The 14,531-nt window shown below is 74.6% G+C and carries 14 protein-coding genes; 7 read left to right on the plus strand and 7 right to left on the minus strand.

Annotation, left to right across the window (positions count from 1 at the left end):
• Positions 1–266: 266 nt before the first annotated feature.
• Together FKD65_RS46105 and FKD65_RS08160 are read right to left on the minus strand one after the other, a co-directional pair.
• Positions 267–395 carry an LPFR motif small protein gene (locus FKD65_RS46105; RefSeq protein ID WP_254714467.1) on the minus strand — a complete coding sequence of 43 codons (129 nt, stop codon included), beginning with the start codon at positions 393–395 and terminating at the stop codon, positions 267–269.
• A gap of 54 nt (positions 396–449) precedes the next feature.
• Positions 450–1,232, minus strand: a complete 783-nt coding sequence (locus FKD65_RS08160) for a putative protein N(5)-glutamine methyltransferase (protein WP_141576888.1) — start codon at positions 1,230–1,232, stop codon at positions 450–452.
• A 110-nt stretch (positions 1,233–1,342) separates the two neighbouring features.
• Between FKD65_RS08160 and FKD65_RS08165 the strand changes: the two genes are divergently transcribed.
• From FKD65_RS08165 to FKD65_RS08170, 3 genes are all read left to right on the plus strand, one after another.
• Complete coding sequence (locus FKD65_RS08165; protein WP_141576889.1) at positions 1,343–2,161, plus strand: pentapeptide repeat-containing protein; 819 nt, start codon at positions 1,343–1,345, stop codon at positions 2,159–2,161.
• 77 nt (positions 2,162–2,238) lie between these two features.
• Positions 2,239–2,808 (plus strand): hypothetical protein, encoded by a 570-nt coding sequence (locus FKD65_RS44075; protein WP_168220983.1) that lies wholly within the window; start codon positions 2,239–2,241, stop codon positions 2,806–2,808.
• Complete coding sequence (locus tag FKD65_RS08170; protein ID WP_168220984.1) at positions 2,799–3,908, plus strand: PrsW family intramembrane metalloprotease; 1,110 nt, start codon at positions 2,799–2,801, stop codon at positions 3,906–3,908. The genes FKD65_RS44075 and FKD65_RS08170 overlap by 10 nt, the downstream gene beginning before the upstream one ends.
• Here the strand turns inward: FKD65_RS08170 and FKD65_RS08175 are convergent.
• Positions 3,874–5,256 carry an MFS transporter gene (locus FKD65_RS08175; RefSeq protein ID WP_205718602.1) on the minus strand — a complete coding sequence of 461 codons (1,383 nt, stop codon included), beginning with the start codon at positions 5,254–5,256 and terminating at the stop codon, positions 3,874–3,876. The two genes, FKD65_RS08170 and FKD65_RS08175, sit on opposite strands and share 35 nt — an antisense overlap.
• Before the next feature lie 97 nt (positions 5,257–5,353).
• Between FKD65_RS08175 and FKD65_RS08180 the strand changes: the two genes are divergently transcribed.
• Positions 5,354–6,232: a LysR family transcriptional regulator gene (locus FKD65_RS08180; protein ID WP_141576891.1), complete on the plus strand. Its 879-nt coding sequence runs from the start codon at positions 5,354–5,356 to the stop codon at positions 6,230–6,232.
• An 89-nt stretch (positions 6,233–6,321) separates the two neighbouring features.
• Positions 6,322–7,956: a ubiquinol-cytochrome c reductase cytochrome b subunit gene (locus tag FKD65_RS08185; RefSeq protein WP_141576892.1), complete on the plus strand. Its 1,635-nt coding sequence runs from the start codon at positions 6,322–6,324 to the stop codon at positions 7,954–7,956.
• 26 nt (positions 7,957–7,982) lie between these two features.
• On the opposite strand, the gene ctaD is transcribed toward FKD65_RS08185, so the two are convergent.
• Entirely contained in the window at positions 7,983–9,671 is a 1,689-nt protein-coding gene (gene ctaD, locus FKD65_RS08190; RefSeq protein WP_141576893.1) for a cytochrome c oxidase subunit I, read from the minus strand.
• Between the two features lie 234 nt (positions 9,672–9,905).
• On the opposite strand from ctaD, the gene FKD65_RS08195 reads away from it, so the two are divergent.
• A complete protein-coding gene (locus FKD65_RS08195; protein WP_141576894.1) occupies positions 9,906–10,550 on the plus strand; it encodes a hypothetical protein in 645 nt (214 codons plus the stop codon).
• Positions 10,551–10,629: 79 nt separating this feature from the next.
• Entirely contained in the window at positions 10,630–11,817 is a 1,188-nt protein-coding gene (locus FKD65_RS08200) for a zinc-dependent alcohol dehydrogenase (protein ID WP_141576895.1), read from the plus strand.
• Between the two features lie 76 nt (positions 11,818–11,893).
• Here the strand turns inward: FKD65_RS08200 and FKD65_RS08205 are convergent, their stop codons facing one another.
• From FKD65_RS08205 to FKD65_RS44080, 3 genes are read right to left on the minus strand one after another with little or no spacing between them, the layout of a single operon-like run.
• Positions 11,894–13,099 (minus strand): CdaR family transcriptional regulator, encoded by a 1,206-nt coding sequence (locus FKD65_RS08205; protein WP_141576896.1) that lies wholly within the window; start codon positions 13,097–13,099, stop codon positions 11,894–11,896.
• A gap of 13 nt (positions 13,100–13,112) precedes the next feature.
• Complete coding sequence (locus FKD65_RS08210) at positions 13,113–14,150, minus strand: hypothetical protein (RefSeq protein WP_141576897.1); 1,038 nt, start codon at positions 14,148–14,150, stop codon at positions 13,113–13,115.
• A 59-nt stretch (positions 14,151–14,209) separates the two neighbouring features.
• Entirely contained in the window at positions 14,210–14,368 is a 159-nt protein-coding gene (locus FKD65_RS44080; protein ID WP_168220985.1) for a hypothetical protein, read from the minus strand.
• Between the last annotated feature and the right edge of the window lie 163 nt (positions 14,369–14,531).

The raw sequence follows: 14,531 nt of genomic DNA on the forward strand, positions 1-14,531 counted from the left end.
ATTTCTCGCTGGCGGCCTCCGGCGGAGCCTGACGGCTCTATCCGGAGGCGTTCGCGGCAAAGGCGGCACCCTGCCCCACGCCGGCCCCGAAGGACCGCGGCGCCTGCTGCGCGATGCCCGCGACCATGTCCGTCACTCCCTCCGGTTCGCTTCCGTTCCGTGCTCGCCCCTCTATGGTGCGGGACGCCGGACGGGCGTGCAACGCCTTTTCCACGCGATCGCCCCGGGCCATTCCGAAGAGCGGCCCGGGGCGAGTCGGATATGCGTCACGCCGCTCCGCGGCGGCTCCGGCCGCGGCCGGGGGTCAGCAACCGCCCCAGAACGCGGAACGGCAGGGTCACGACGTTGATGATCGTCCCGACAATGGCGCTGATCACTGCGCTGATGCGGCGCATCTGCCTTCACTCCTTCGGCTCGGTCCTGACGCACCGATACCCGCCTGAGGAGTTTTACACCGGCTTTGCTCCGACAATGACGGTGGCATGGAAATCGTCGGAGGTCTCGACCGCCGCCGCGAGGCCGCCGCGCCGCACGGCCGCCAGGGCGTCCGGCACCTGCCGCTCGCTCGTCTCGAACAGCAGGCGCCCGCCGGGAGCGAGCCACCGCGGGGCCTCGGCGGTGACGCGGCGCAGCACGGCGAGGCCGTCCGGACCGCCGTCCAGCGACGATCGCGGCTCGTGGTCGCGCGCCTCCGCCGGCATGAACTCGACGTCCCCGGTGGGGACGTAGGGGACGTTCGCGATGAGCACGTCGACCAGTCCGCACAGCGCTCCGGGGACGGGTTCGAAGAGGTCGCCCTCGTAGACCCGCCCGCCGTACGGTGCGATGTTGCCGCGGGCGCAGCGGACCGCCGCGGGTTCGATGTCGGCGGCGTACAGGGCGTACCCCTCCAGCCCGGAGGCGAGCGCGGCCCCGAGCGCCCCGGACCCGCAGCACAGGTCCAGGATCACCGGCCGTGGCGGCGCGAGGGCGTGGGCCCGCCGGACGAGGAACTCGGTGCGGCGGCGGGGCACGAAGACGCCGGGTCCGACGGCGATCCGCAGCCCGCAGAACATCGCCCAGCCGAGGACGTGCTCGAGCGGCTCGCCCGCCGAGCGCCGCTCCACCATCGCGGCGGCCTCGGCGGGGGTGCCCGCGGTGGAGAGGATGAGCCGGGCCTCGTCCTCGGCGAACACGCAGCCGGCGGCGCGCAGCCTGGAGACGATCTCGGGTTCGGTGAGGGGTGCAGTCATAAGGGTCGGCAACTTTATCCCGGCACCGGCCCGCGCCGCCTCCCGGCGCGGTCACGGCATGGCCGGCACGGCGCGACAATGGAGCGTCGTCCAGGAAGACGGGGGTCGGGGTGTCGGACAGAGCGGACCTGCGGGCCGACTGCGCCAGTTGTTTCGGGCTGTGCTGCGTGGCGCTGCCGTTCGCCAGGTCGGCCGACTTCGCGATGGACAAGGACGCGGGCGAGCCCTGCCGCAACCTGCTGGACGACTTCCGCTGCGGCATCCACGCCGACCTCCGGCGGCGCGGCTTCCCGGGCTGCACGGTCTTCGACTGCTTCGGAGCCGGCCAGAAGGTCTCGCTGCACACCTTCTCCGGCCGCGACTGGCGCGGCGATCCGGCCGTCGCGCGCCGCATGTTCGCCGTGTTCCCGGTCATGACGCGGCTGCACGAGCTGCTCCGGTACCTGGACGAGGCCGCGGCGCTGCCGTCCTCCGCCCCGATCCGCGAGGACCTGCGGCGGGCCTTCGAGGAGATCGACCGCCTCACCCGGGGCGGCCCCGGCGAGCTCGCGGAGGTGGACGTCGGCGCGGCGCGGCAGAGCGTGAGCGGCCTGCTGTCGCGGGCCAGCGAGCTCGCCAGGGCGGGCCTGCCCGGGCGGGGGAAGGACCGGCGGGGGGCCGACCTCCTGGGCGCGAGGCTGAAGGGCGCCGACCTGCGCGGAGCCGACCTGCGCGGCGCGTACCTGATCGCCGCCGATCTGCGGGGCGCCGACCTGCGGGCGGCCGACCTGCTCGGGGCCGACCTGCGGGACGCCGACCTGCGCCGCGCGGACCTCACCGGGTGCCTGTTCCTGACCCAGGCGCAGCTCGATTCGGCGCGGGGCGACGCGGCGACGTGCCTGCCCGAGGCCCTCGTGCGGCCCGCGCACTGGATGACACCCGTGGCCTGATCTTGTTTAGGCCCCCTGTCAAGGGGCATTTTCGCCCATCAAAGGGCATTTCTCCGCAGCGCACGTCGGGGGGTCGCGTGGTGCGGGTCAAATGGTGGGGCACTGGCGCCGTGGCGTTCGTGCTGCTGGTCCTCGGCGCCGGGCTTCCCCTGCTCGACCGGGTCCTCGGACTCCGCGGGCAGCCGCTGGCGCCGGGCACGGTGGTGTCGGTCGGGACGGAGCGCGGCGGCGTCCGCCCGGTGACGTTCTCGGTCACCTCGGCCGGCTGGGCCCTGAACAGGGGCTCCACCTCCCTGTCCAACAGTGCCGAGCTGTTCAGCGGCGACGTGGTCTTCGACCTCAGCGTGGTGGTCCCGCTGGGGTCGGCGGACGCGCGGGCGCTGTGGGGCGGGCTCGGCCGGATCGTCGCCGCGGGCGGGCACACACGGCTCGGGACCGGGCCCGTCCCGGTCACGACCGCGCAGGGCCTGACCGGGCTGACGGGACGGCTCGCGGGTCGCGAGCGGGTCGGCTCGGCGTCCGTCTTCGCCAGGGGGACGCTCGGCGCGGCGGTCACCGCCACCGGGCCGCCGCACGCCTTCCGGGAGGTCTCCCCGCAGGTCGAGGCCATGGTGCGGACGATCAGGATCGCGGCGACATGGGGATGACCGGCGGGGCCCTCGCGCGCCGGCCCGCGTTCTGGCTGTGGGCGGCGGCGTGCCTGCTCGGCGCCCTCATCGCGCTCCGCGGGATCGGCGGGCACGCCGCCGCCTTCCCCACCGGAGCGGTCGCCGGGCTCGCGCTGCTCGCGCCGGCGCTGGCCACCGGGGTGTGGCTGCTGCGGCGGCTGCACCCGGTCCGCTCGCCGCCGCTCGGGTACGCGCTGGCCGCGGTGGCGTGGGGCGGGCTGGCCGCGTTCGGGACGGCGCTTCCCGCCAACGCCGCGTTCCAGGGGGTCCTCGGGAAGACGGCGGGGCCGGGCTTCAACGCGGCGTGGGGCGCGTCGATCGCCGCGCCGGTGGACGAGGAGACCCTGAAGCTGCTCGGTGTCGCGGTCCTGGCGCTGATGGCGCCGGCCGCGGTCCGCGGGCCGCTGGACGGGTGGAGCTACGGCGCGCTGGCCGGGCTGGGCTTCCAGTTCGCGGAGAACTTCCTGTACGTCCTGAACACGATCATCCTGACGGGCGCCACGCACGACGCCAACGCGGCCTTCTTCTCGTTCGGCAGCCGGGTGGTCGGCGGGGCGTGGTGGAGCCACTGGGCGATGACCGCGGTGGGCGGCGCGGGCCTCGGCTGCCTGATAGGGCGGCTCTCCAGGGCGCACGTGACCGCCGCGGTGAGCGCGTTCGTCCTCGCCATGGCGCTGCATTCGTGGTGGGACGCACCCGTCCTGTCCGGGCTGGCGCTCATGCCGGTGAAGGGCGCGCCGATCCTGCTGGCCGCGATCGTCGCCTACCGCCTGTCCAGGCGCCGCTACCTCTCGCACTTCCGGCGGACGGTGCACGCCGAGACCGCCGGCGGCGTCCTCGTGCCGGGCGAGGGCCACGTGCTCGCCTTCCGCAAGTGGCGCAGGAAGGAGCAGTGGGGCGTGCCGGTCGGGGAGTCGCGGCGGCTGCTCGCGCGGCTCCGGGCCGCCGAGCTCGCCCTCATCGAGGACGGCCTCGGCGGCCTGGAACGGGACCCGCTGGCCGCCGAGCGGCTGCGCACCGACATCCGCGCCCTGCGGGACGATCTCAAGGCGTCCGGGGCGAACGTGCGCGTGGTGTGAGCGCCAGGACGGCGGCGCAGACCGCGGCGGCGACGAACAGCGCGTAGGCCGGGTCGCGGGAGCCGCCCCCGGAGCCGACCGGCGCGAACGCGCCCATGGTCGCGACACCGAGGGTGGCGCCGAGCTGCCGGACGGCGTTCAGCAGCCCGCCCGCCGCTCCGGCGGCGCCCTCGGGAGCGGAGGCGACGACCATGGTCGCGAGGGCGGGAAGGGCGAACGAGACTCCGAACCCGGTGCACAGCAGGCCGGCGACGAGCGGCGGATAGGTCGCGCCGCCGAGCAGCACGGCCCCGAACAGCACTCCCCCGGCGGTGAGCAGGCCGAGCCCGGCGAGGACGGGGCGGCGCGGCCCGGTGCGCGCGACGATCCGCCCGGTGAGCAGCGGGTTGAACGCGAACGGCAGGGTCATCGGCAGGAACGCCAGGCCGTTCTGGAGCGGCGTGAGGCCGAGGGTCCGCTGGAACACCAGCGGCAGCACGAACAGCACGCCGGTCATGACGAAGTTGACCGCGGCGCCGGCGGCCAGCGCGGCGGGCATGCCGGGCGCCCGCAGCACCGCCGGGACCAGGACCGGCGCCGCGCTCCCCCGCTCGCGGACCGCGAACGCCGCACCGGCCGCGAGCGCCCCGGCCGCCGAGGCGGCCGTGTGGGCGAGCGCACCGGCGCCCAGCGCGATGAGGGCGTCGGTCAGCAGGGCCAGCGCGGCGCAGGCGAGCAGCTGCGCCGCCCCGTCGAGGCGGCGGGACCCGCGGGGGCAGCGGACGGCCCGTCCCGCCGCGAGCGCGAGGACGGCGGCGGCGAGCGGCACGTTGATGAGGAAGATCGCGCGCCAGCCGGCGAGGCCGACCAGCGCGCCGCCCGCGACGGGCCCGGCCGCGAGCGCGGCGCCGCTCGTGGCCGCCCAGGCCGCCACGGCGCGGGCGCGCTCGGCGGGCTGCGGGTAGAGACGGGCGATCATCGCCATGGAGGCGGGCACGCAGGCCGCCGCGGCGGCGCCGAGGAGCGCGCGCAGCGCGACGAGCGTCCACAGGTCCGGTGCGGCGGCGCACAGCAGCGATCCGGCGCCGAAGACCGCGATTCCCGCGCGGAAGACGCGGTGGGCGCCGTACCGGTCGGCGACGGCGCCCGCCGACAGCAGCAGGGCGCCGAACACGACGGTGTAGCCGGTGACGGCCCATTGCAGGCCCGCGACCGTCCCGTGCAGGGAGCGGGCCAGGTCCGGTTCGGCCACGGACAGGACGGTCGTGTCGAGGAGCACCATGAAGTAGCCGAGCGAGATGCCCAGCAGGGCGGGGCCGCGCCGTCCGGGGGCCGTGCCCGCCGGTGCGGGTGAGAGAACCGAGCTCATGGCGCCCAAGTCTCGGAATCCGAGGCCGCGGGCTCCACCGGCGGTGCCGCACGCGCCGTTCGGAATATCCGAACGCGCGGCCCGGGTTGGCACCGGCGTGGAACTGCGCCAGTTGCGGGCGTTCGAGGCCGTCGTCGCCCACCGGACCGTCACGGAGGCCGCGAACGCGCTCGGCCTCGCGCCGTCGTCGGTGTCGGAGCGGATACGCGCGCTGGAGGCCTCGCTCGGCGTGCCGCTGTTCCACCGCGGCCCGAAGGGCATGCGGCTGACCGAGCAGGGCGAGCGGATGCGCGGCTGGGCGCGGCGCCTGCTCCGGCAGGCCGAGGAGGCCCGCCGCGACGTCACCGGGGAGCGGCCGGTGCTGCGGCTCGGCGCGCTGGAGTCGATCGCCGCCGCCCACGTCCCCCGCGTCCTGGCCAGGCTGGCGGAGCGGCGGCCGGGCCTGCGGGTCGACGTGCGGTCGGACGCCGCCCGCGACCGGCTCCTGGACCAGGTCGCCGCCGGGGACCTGGAGGCCGCGCTGCTGCTGGACGCCGGAGCCGACGTGGGCGGGCTCGGTTTCACGCCGCCGCCCGCGCCGCTGGACTTCCTCGACCTGGAGCCGGTGCCGCTCGTCCTCGTCGCCGCGCCCGGCCACCGGCTCGCCGGGGCGCCGCGCCTGGCCGCGGGCGACCTGCGCGGCGAGAGGCTGCTGGTCAACGTGCCGGCGTGCTCGTTCTGGATGGCGGGCGAGCGGCTCCTCGGGGACGCCGTGGAACGCGTCAGGGCGGGGAGCGTGACCGTGATGGCGTCCTGGGCCGAGCAGTCCCTCGGCATCGCGCTGCTCCCCGAGTTCGCCGTCCGCGGCAGGCTGGCCGCCAGGGCCCTCGTCCCGCTCGCCTTCGAGGTCCCTGACCTGGTCCTCCGCCTTGTCTGGCGGGCCGACAGGGAGACCGTCCCGGGCATGCGGGAGGTCCTCTACGCGGCCAGCGGCTGAGCGCCTCCGGGCCGCCGGCGCGCGGCGTTTGCCCCCACCGGCCCCGGGTAGCCGCCCAGGGACATCACCGCCCGGCCTGGGAGACCGCTATGGCAGGACAAATCGGGAGCGAAGGGGCGAAATTCGAGCGGATACCGAGACTCTTCTGGGGCGTCAACGACCGGCTCGGCTCCGCCGGGTTCCTCGAGAAGAACATCCGGAAGGCGTTCCCCAAGCACTGGTCGTTCCTGCTCGGCGAGATCGCCCTCTACGCGTTCGTCGTCCTCGTGCTCACCGGCGTCTACCTGACGCTGTTCTTCAAGCCGAGCGGCACCGAGATCGTCTACGACGGCTCCTACGCCCCGCTGAGGGGCGTCAGGGTGAGCGAGGCGTACGCGTCCACCCTCGACCTGTCGTTCGACGTGCGCGGCGGGCTGCTGATGCGCCAGATCCACCACTGGGCGGCCAACGTCTTCGTCGCGGCGATCTGCGTCCACCTCCTGCGGATCTTCTTCACCGGCGCGTTCCGCAAGCCGCGGGAGATCAACTGGGTGATCGGCACGACCCTGTTCGCGCTGGCGATGGCGGAGGGGTTCGCCGGCTACTCGCTCCCGGACGACCTGCTGTCGGGCACCGGCCTGCGGATCTTCCAGGGCATCGTGCTCTCGATCCCCGTCATCGGGACGTACGCGGCCCTCTGGGTCTTCGGGGGGCAGTTCCCCTCCGCCGAGGAGTTCATCCCGCGGCTGTTCACCGTGCACATCCTGATCGTCCCGGCGATCCTGCTCGCCCTGATCACCGCGCACCTGATGATCCTGTGGCACCAGACGCACACCATCTTCCCCGGCAGGGGCCGGCGGGAGCGGGCGGTGACCGGGGAGCCGACCTTCCCCCACTTCGCCGTGCAGAGCACCGCCTACTTCCTCTACACGTTCGGCGTCCTGGCCGCGATGGCGGCGTTCTTCCAGATCAACCCCGTCTGGCTGTACGGCCCCTACGACCCCGACCAGGTGTCGTTCGGCTCCCAGCCCGACTGGTACGTCGGGTTCCTCGAAGGCTCGCTGCGCATCATGCCGCCCCTGTCCACGACCCTCTTCGGGCACACCGTCTCGTGGAACGTGCTGGTCCCGGCAGTCATCCTGCCCGGCCTGTTCTTCACGCTCATCGGCCTCTACCCGTTCGTCGAGCGCTGGGCCACGGGGGACGAGCGCCTGCACCACCTGCTGGACCGGCCGCGCAACGCCGCGACCAGGACCGCGATCGGCGCCGCCGCCGTCGCCTGGTACGGCGGCCTTCTGGCGGCGGGCGGCAACGACATCATCTCCGCGACCTTCAAGATCCCGCTGTTCTGGACGACCTGGTTCTTCCGCGCCGGGTTCTTCGTGTTCCCGATCGCGGCCTTCGCCGTCACCCGGCGGGTCTGCCTGAGCCTTCAGCGCCGCGACCTGCGCACGCGTGAGGAGGGCGTGGAGAGCGGCCTCATCTCGCTGACGCCGGACGGCGGTTTCCGGGAGCGGCACGAGCAGCCGTCCGAGGACGCCGAGGCGGTGATGGAGGCCCGGCGGCCCGGCGAACTGGTCGCGCCCTACCCGCACCACGTGATCCCGCTGCCGACGCCGGACCGCGCCCGCACGCAGGTCCGGACCCGCGTCAACCGCTTCTACATGAACTACCAGGCCGAGTCGCACGGCGGCGGACAGGGCGACCTGAGCGAGGGCCCCGCGGGGGACGGCCGCGGCGACTGACCGGCCGCCCTCAGTTGAAGGCCCAGTCAGCCGGACGACCCCGGCGGGGGCAGCGCCGGCTCGGCCTCCTGCGGCGGCTCCCTCGGCGGGTAGTGCAGATCGAACGCGGGGCGCGAGGACCGGATGCGCGGCATCGAGGTGAAGTTGTGGCGCGGCGGCGGGCAGGAGGTCGCCCACTCCAGCGAGCCGCCCGCGCCCCAGGGGTCGTCGGTCTCGACGCGCTCGGCGTGCCGCCAGGACCACACCACGTTCCACAGGAACGCGAACGTCGAGGCCCCGAGAACGAACGAGCCGATCGAGGAGACCATGTTCAGGGTCGCGAACTGGTCGGGGTAGTCGGCGTAGCGGCGCGGCATGCCCTCGGCGCCCAGCCAGTGCTGGACGAGGAACGTGGTGTGGAAGCCGGCGAACAGCGTCCAGAAGTGGATCTTCCCCCATGTCTCGTTCAGCATCCGGCCGGTCATCTTCGGCCACCAGAAGTAGAACCCGCCGAACATCGCGAAGACCACCGTGCCGAACAGGACGTAGTGCAGGTGGGCGACGACGAAGAAGGAGTCGGTGAGGTGGAAGTCCATGGGGGGCGAGGCCAGGATGACCCCGGTCAGCCCGCCGAACAGGAACGTCACCAGGAACCCGAGCGCGAACAGCATCGGGGTCTCGAAGGTCAGCTGCCCCTTCCAGAGCGTCCCCACCCAGTTGAAGAACTTCAGGCCGGTCGGGACCGCGATCATGAACGAGGTGATGGAGAAGAACGGCAGCAGCACGCCGCCGGTGGCGAACATGTGGTGCGCCCAGACCGTCATCGACAGCCCGGTGATCGCGATGGTGGCGCCGACCATGCCGAGGTAGCCGAACAGCGGCTTGCGGCTGAAGACCGGGATGATCTCGGTGACGATCCCGAAGAACGGCAGCGCCGCGATGTAGACCTCGGGATGGCCGAAGAACCAGAACAGGTGCTGCCAGAGGAGCGCGCCGCCGTTGGAGGGGTCGTAGATGTGGGCGCCGAGCCTGCGGTCGGCCTCCAGCGCGAACAGGGCCGCGGTCAGCACCGGGAACGCGATGAGGACCATCAGGCTGGTCAGCAGCACGTTCCACGTGAAGATCGGCATCCGGAACATCACCATGCCCGGGGCGCGCATCGCGATGATCGTGGTGATCATGTTCACCGAGGTCAGGATCGTCCCGAGACCCGACACGATCAGGCCCATGGCCCACATGTCGCCGCCCTGGCCCGGCGAGTAGGTCTCGGTGGACAGGGGGGTGTAGGCGAACCAGCCGAACCCGGGGGCGCCGCCCGGCATGACGAACGAGGCCAGCACCATGAGCGCGCCGAACAGGAACAGGTAGTAGGTGAGCGCGTTCATCCGCGGGAAGGCCACGTCGGGCGCGCCGATCTGGAGCGGGACGAGCACGTTGGCGAAGCCCGCGAACAGGGGCGTGGCGAACAGCAGCATCATGATCGTGCCGTGGATGGTGAACATCTCGTTGTAGGTGTGGTTGCTCACCACCTGCTTGCCCGGCTCCAGCAGCTCGGTCCGCATCACCATGGCCATCAGCCCGGCGGCCAGGAACATCGCGAACGACGTCCCGAGGTAGAGGTAGCCGACCATCTTGTGGTCGGTCGTGGCCAGGACGTGGCCGACCCTGGTCCCCTTGCGGTGCCTCGCGAGCGCGTCGCCGACGCTCGTGTCCGGGCGTCCCTGCACGGTCGTCATCCCGGCCTCCCCTCCCTCGTCCGACCCCATCCGGCAACTAGCCGCGCAGGCCTGTTTCAAACGCGCGGCGGGGGCGGGCGCGACCGGCCCTCGACGCTCCCCCACCAGGCCGGACGCCCTGTCCGGCGCCTCCCCGGCGCGGGCCGGGCGGCGCCGCTCTCGAACCGCGCGAGGGATTAAGCCCGGAACTTGGGGAAGTGCGCTGAGAAAGCACGTGCGAAGGAGCTCCCCCCGATGCGAAAGGACCGGCTGCCCCCGCGGGCCCGCGAGCCCGCGGAGACCGCTCGGGCGCAGGACGCCGACGTGCAGGCGGGTGTCGCGGCCGCACGGGACGAGGCGGCCCGCGCGCTCGACCGGCTGGACAGGGCGCGCAGGACGGCGGCGCGGGCGCGCCACGAGACCGGCGCCGGCGCCGGCGCGCCGCCGCCCGCGGAGGAGCAGCGGCTCGCGGAGGCCGCGCGCACCCTGGCGGAGGCCGCGAGGGAACTCGCCCGGCTCGTCCGCGAGTACGGCCGCCGGCCCGCCGCCGCGGAACTCGTCCCCGCCCCGGCGCGGTCGAGGCCCCCCGCCGCCGAGGAGCCGCTCGTGACGCTCGACCTGGCCCACCGCCTCGGGCCGGGCTGGCGGCTCTACCAGTTCACCACCGCCGACCGGGACGCCCACCGCTGGCATCTGCGCCACGACGGGCACGAGGCCGGGACCGTGACGCACGTCCTGAACCTGCGCGGCCGCCGGACGGGCTGGGAGGCCCACGACGCGCGCGGGTTCCGGCTGCGTCCCGAGCCCGGCCCGGAGGCGTACCGGCCCGGGGCGTCCCACCTGTGGGCGACGAGGAGGGCGGCGGTGCGCGCCGTCGCACGGGCCCACCGCTGCCCCTGAGAGCCGGGCACGGGACGTTTCGCCCTGGTCGCACGGGTACGGCCGCCTGGGACGGAGTCCGTCCCACCGGAGGAGCACGATGAAGGCTGTCACCTGGCACGGCAAGCGCGACGTCCGCGTGGACGAGGTCCCCGACCCGCAGATCAAGGAGCCGAACGACGCGGTGATCCGCGTCACCTCGACCGGCATCTGCGGGTCGGACCTGCACCTGTACGAGGTGCTCGGGCCGTTCATGAGCGAGGGCGACGTCCTCGGCCACGAGCCGATGGGCGTCGTCGAGGAGACCGGGCCGGACGTCACGCACGTCAAGCCCGGTGACCGTGTGGTCATCCCGTTCAACATCTCGTGCGGGCACTGCCACATGTGCGGTCTCGGGCTGTTCGCCCAGTGCGAGACGACGCAGGTCCGCGAGCAGGGCACGGGCGCGGCGCTGTTCGGCTACACCCGGCTGTACGGGCAGGTGCCGGGCGGGCAGGCCGAGTACCTGCGGGTGCCGCAGGCCCAGTTCGGGCCGATCAAGGTCCCGAACGGCCCGCCGGACGAGCGGTTCGTCTACCTCTCCGACGTCCTGCCCACCTCCTGGCAGGCCGTCGCCTTCGCCGAGATCCCCGAGGGCGGGTCGGTGACCGTGCTCGGACTCGGGCCGATCGGGCAGATGTCGGCCCGCGTCGCCCGCCACCTCGGCCACCGGGTGATCGCCGTCGACTTCGTGCCGGAGCGGCTGGAGATGGCGCGCCGGCACGGCATCGAGGTGATCGACGCGTCGGACGCGGACGACGTGCCGGAGGCGGTCCGCGAGCTCACCGGGGGCCGCGGCACCGACTCGGTGATCGACGCGGTCGGGATGGAGGCGCACGGCTCCCCCGGCGCCAAGCTCGCGCAGACCCTCACCGGCTTCCTGCCGGGCAACTCCGCCGCGCCCCTGATGTCGCGCTTCGGGGTGGACCGGCTCGCCGCGCTCATGACCGCCGTCGAAGCCGTGCGGCGAGGCGGGACGATCTCCCTCAGCGGCGTGTACGGGGGCATGACGGACCCGCTGCCGATGATGCAGATGTTCGACAAGGGAATCACCCTCCGGATGGGCCAGGCGCACGTCAAGCGCTGGATCGACGAGGTGATGCCGCTCGCCGCCGACGAGGCCGACCCGCTCGGCGTGATGGACCTCGCGACGCACCGCTGGCCGCTGGAGAAGGCGCCGGAGGCGTACGAGATGTTCCAGAAGAAGCGGGACGGCGCCATCAAGGTGCTGCTCCAGCCCGGCACGTGACACCGCCCGCGCGGTGATCGCGCTGACGATAGGGGCGGGCGGGCCGCTCCCGGCGGCCCGAGGGGCGTGCGCCCCCTCAGGCGCTCAGCGGCGGCGGCAGGGACGCGTCCTCGGCGCGGCGGCCCTCGCGCTCCAGGCGTGCCAGCCGCGCCGAGGTGAGGGCGGCGCGGAAGAGCTGGATGCCGCGCGCGGAGCTGGGGTCGACGCCCGAGAGGTCCCGGATGCGGTCCAGCCGGTAGTGCAGGGTGCGGCGGTGGATCCACAGCTCCCGCGCCGCGCGCTCGCGGTCGAGGTTGCAGGCGAGCAGCACCTCCAGCGTCCGCCGCAGGTCGGTGCCGGCGTCGAGCGGGGACAGCACGGCGGCCAGCCGGCCGCGGATGGCGGGCTGCCCGAGGATCGCCAGCTCGACCAGCAGTTCGTCGGCCCGGTAGGGGCGGTCCTCGGAGTCGGGGATGGCCTTGGCGATCGTCAGGACGCGGGACGCCTCCTCCAGCGCGGCCGGGATGCCGGCGATGCCGCGCCCGCAGGACTCGGCGGCGTGCACCGGGCCGCGCGAGCGGGCGGCGACGCCCACGGCGAACTCGGCGGCCAGGTTCTCCGCGCGCAGCGGGTCGGCGGCGGGGAACAGCACCACGAGCCCCGCCGGTCCGCCCGAGTGGAGGACGCCCTCCCACGACTCCAGGCGCTCGCTCTCCCGCTCCCAGTCCTCCTGCGTGAGCGCGGGCGCCTCGCAGCGCAGGACGAGGTAGGCGGAGGCGAGGCGGACGCCGGCCGCGTCCGCGATGACCCCGGCGGGAGCCCCGTCGATCAGGGTCTCGGCGAGGAGCCGGCGCAGCGGCCGCGACCTCGCCCCCTCGCGGGGCGCCTCCGCGTAGCCCTCGATGCAGGCCTCCCGCGCGCCGGCGGCGAGCCGGGCCGCGTGCCCGGTCAGCTCGGCCATCTCCGCGAAGCAGCCGGGCGGCGCGACCGTCCAGCAGCTCCGCGCCGCGGCCGAGAGCGCGAGGTCCCAGGCCTCCGACAGCACCGGCAGCGGGACCGCCTGCCGTGCGGCGAGGACGCCGAGATCGCGGAAGCGCCCCCGGTCGTCCTCGGGGAGGGGGGACCGGCGCAGGACGAGGCCGAGCAGCCGGGCGCAGGTCTCCCGGCGCCCGCCGAACATCGGGCTCGCCGCACGCCTGATCGGCTGGTACGCGGGGTGGCCGTGCAGGGCCTCCCGGATCGCCGCGGCGAGCCGCGGGCAGTGCGCGGTGAGGACTTCCGGGAGTCCGCCGGAGACGGTCATCGACGGTCCTCCCCTAGGCCACGGCCAGCCGGTGCCCGGGCGGGCGGCCGACGGTCCCGTCGACCAGCCGGCGCAGTTCCCGCAGGTGGCCCGGGTCGCCGCCGAGCATGTCGAGCAGGCCGTGGGCCCGGTCGGCCAGCGGCGCGACGGAGGCGGCGTAGGACTCGGCGACCTCCTCGTCGAGCATCCACGACGCCAGTTCGGCGCGCGCGGACGCCGAGTGGCGGGCGGAGGCGTGCAGGGCGAGCGCCTCGCGGCGCCGCGCGGGGGGCAGCTCGGCCAGCAGGTGGACGAGCGGGTACGTGGCGGTGCCGCCGGCGAGGTCCTCGTGCCGCCCGGCGGCGAGGTCGCGCTGGTCGTCGGCGAGCCGGCGCAGCACGCCGAGGGCGCGCCCGTACGCCCGCCAGCCCGCGGTCCGGCGGTCGCCGGCCCCGGCGAGCCGGGCCGCCGACGCCGCGGCCATCGCGTAGGGCGCGCCCGTCCCGCCCTCGTAGCCGCGCAGCACCGACGCGCGGGTCGCGTTCGACGGCCGCCCGGCGAGGCCGCGGAGCCGGCCGTCCACGGCGTCCACCCAGGCGCGCGAGAGCTCGTCCGCGAGCGCGGCGCGGACGGCGGGGCCGACGGGCAGGCCGGCGATGAGCCTGCCGGGCAGCTGGCCTCCGACGGCCACCGCGGTGAGCACCTTCCCGCCCGCGGCGGGGGCCGGCGCTCCGGAGGGGTCGGCGAGGCCGTCGAGGTAGCGGGCCGACGCCCACCAGAGCAGGTGGAGCACGGCGGCGGGCATGGCGGGGCCCGGCTCGCCGGTCTCCGCCCCGTGCACCAGCAGCGGCAGCGCGACCACGCCCCTCACCGCGGGCCGCGAACCCTCGGCCCGGACGAGGTCGAAGAACTCCACGAGGAACTCCGACATGGCGCCGCCGACCATCTCGCGGCCCTCGTCCACCCCCATCGCCATGCCCTCGGCGAGCAGCTCGCACAGCCGCGCCATCTCCGCCTCGGCCTCGGCGATCGCCCGTTCCTGGGCGGCCCTGCCGAACGCTCCTTCGTCCACGTGCCAACTCCTCTGCTGCGGGGTGTCTCGGACCGTGCCGGCGCTCCGGCGGGGGCCCCTCAGTGCAGGGCGCGCCCGACCGGGATCCGGACCGTCCGGGCGGACGGCGGCATGCCCGGCGCGGGGTCGAGCGCGTGCTCGAAGGACAGATCGAGGGAGAGGGGGTCGGGCTCGTCTGCGGCGAGCCCACGGAATCGATCGATGACGGACGCGGCCACGCGCGTTTCCTCCATTTTTCTGGCCCCACGCTCGTCGGCCCGTGCCGAAAACGACACCGGACGCCCTTCTCGGGAAGGGCGGATAAGCCGACCGGACGGCCGTCATCTTGCTACAGAAATGCGGGATGCTGAACTGCACCCCCCGGCAGTCCGGGCCGCGCCG

The sequence above is a fragment of the Actinomadura sp. WMMA1423 genome, assembly GCF_006547145.1.
GTDB lineage: Bacteria > Actinomycetota > Actinomycetes > Streptosporangiales > Streptosporangiaceae > Spirillospora.

Bases quoted from the DNA above. Each gene is read 5' to 3' on its own strand.
- FKD65_RS08205 (WP_141576896.1), bottom strand. From the start codon at position 13,099: ATGACCGTCTCCGGCGGACTCCCGGAAGTCCTCACCGCGCACTGCCCG.
- FKD65_RS08200 (WP_141576895.1), top strand. From the start codon at position 10,630: ATGAAGGCTGTCACCTGGCACGGCAAGCGCGACGTCCGCGTGGACGAG.
- ctaD (WP_141576893.1), bottom strand. From the start codon at position 9,671: ATGACGACCGTGCAGGGACGCCCGGACACGAGCGTCGGCGACGCGCTC.
- FKD65_RS08195 (WP_141576894.1), top strand. From the start codon at position 9,906: ATGCGAAAGGACCGGCTGCCCCCGCGGGCCCGCGAGCCCGCGGAGACC.
- FKD65_RS08185 (WP_141576892.1), top strand. From the start codon at position 6,322: ATGGCAGGACAAATCGGGAGCGAAGGGGCGAAATTCGAGCGGATACCG.
- FKD65_RS46105 (WP_254714467.1), bottom strand. From the start codon at position 395: ATGCGCCGCATCAGCGCAGTGATCAGCGCCATTGTCGGGACGATCATC.
- FKD65_RS08175 (WP_205718602.1), bottom strand. From the start codon at position 5,256: ATGAGCTCGGTTCTCTCACCCGCACCGGCGGGCACGGCCCCCGGACGG.
- FKD65_RS08160 (WP_141576888.1), bottom strand. From the start codon at position 1,232: ATGACTGCACCCCTCACCGAACCCGAGATCGTCTCCAGGCTGCGCGCC.
- FKD65_RS08170 (WP_168220984.1), top strand. From the start codon at position 2,799: ATGGGGATGACCGGCGGGGCCCTCGCGCGCCGGCCCGCGTTCTGGCTG.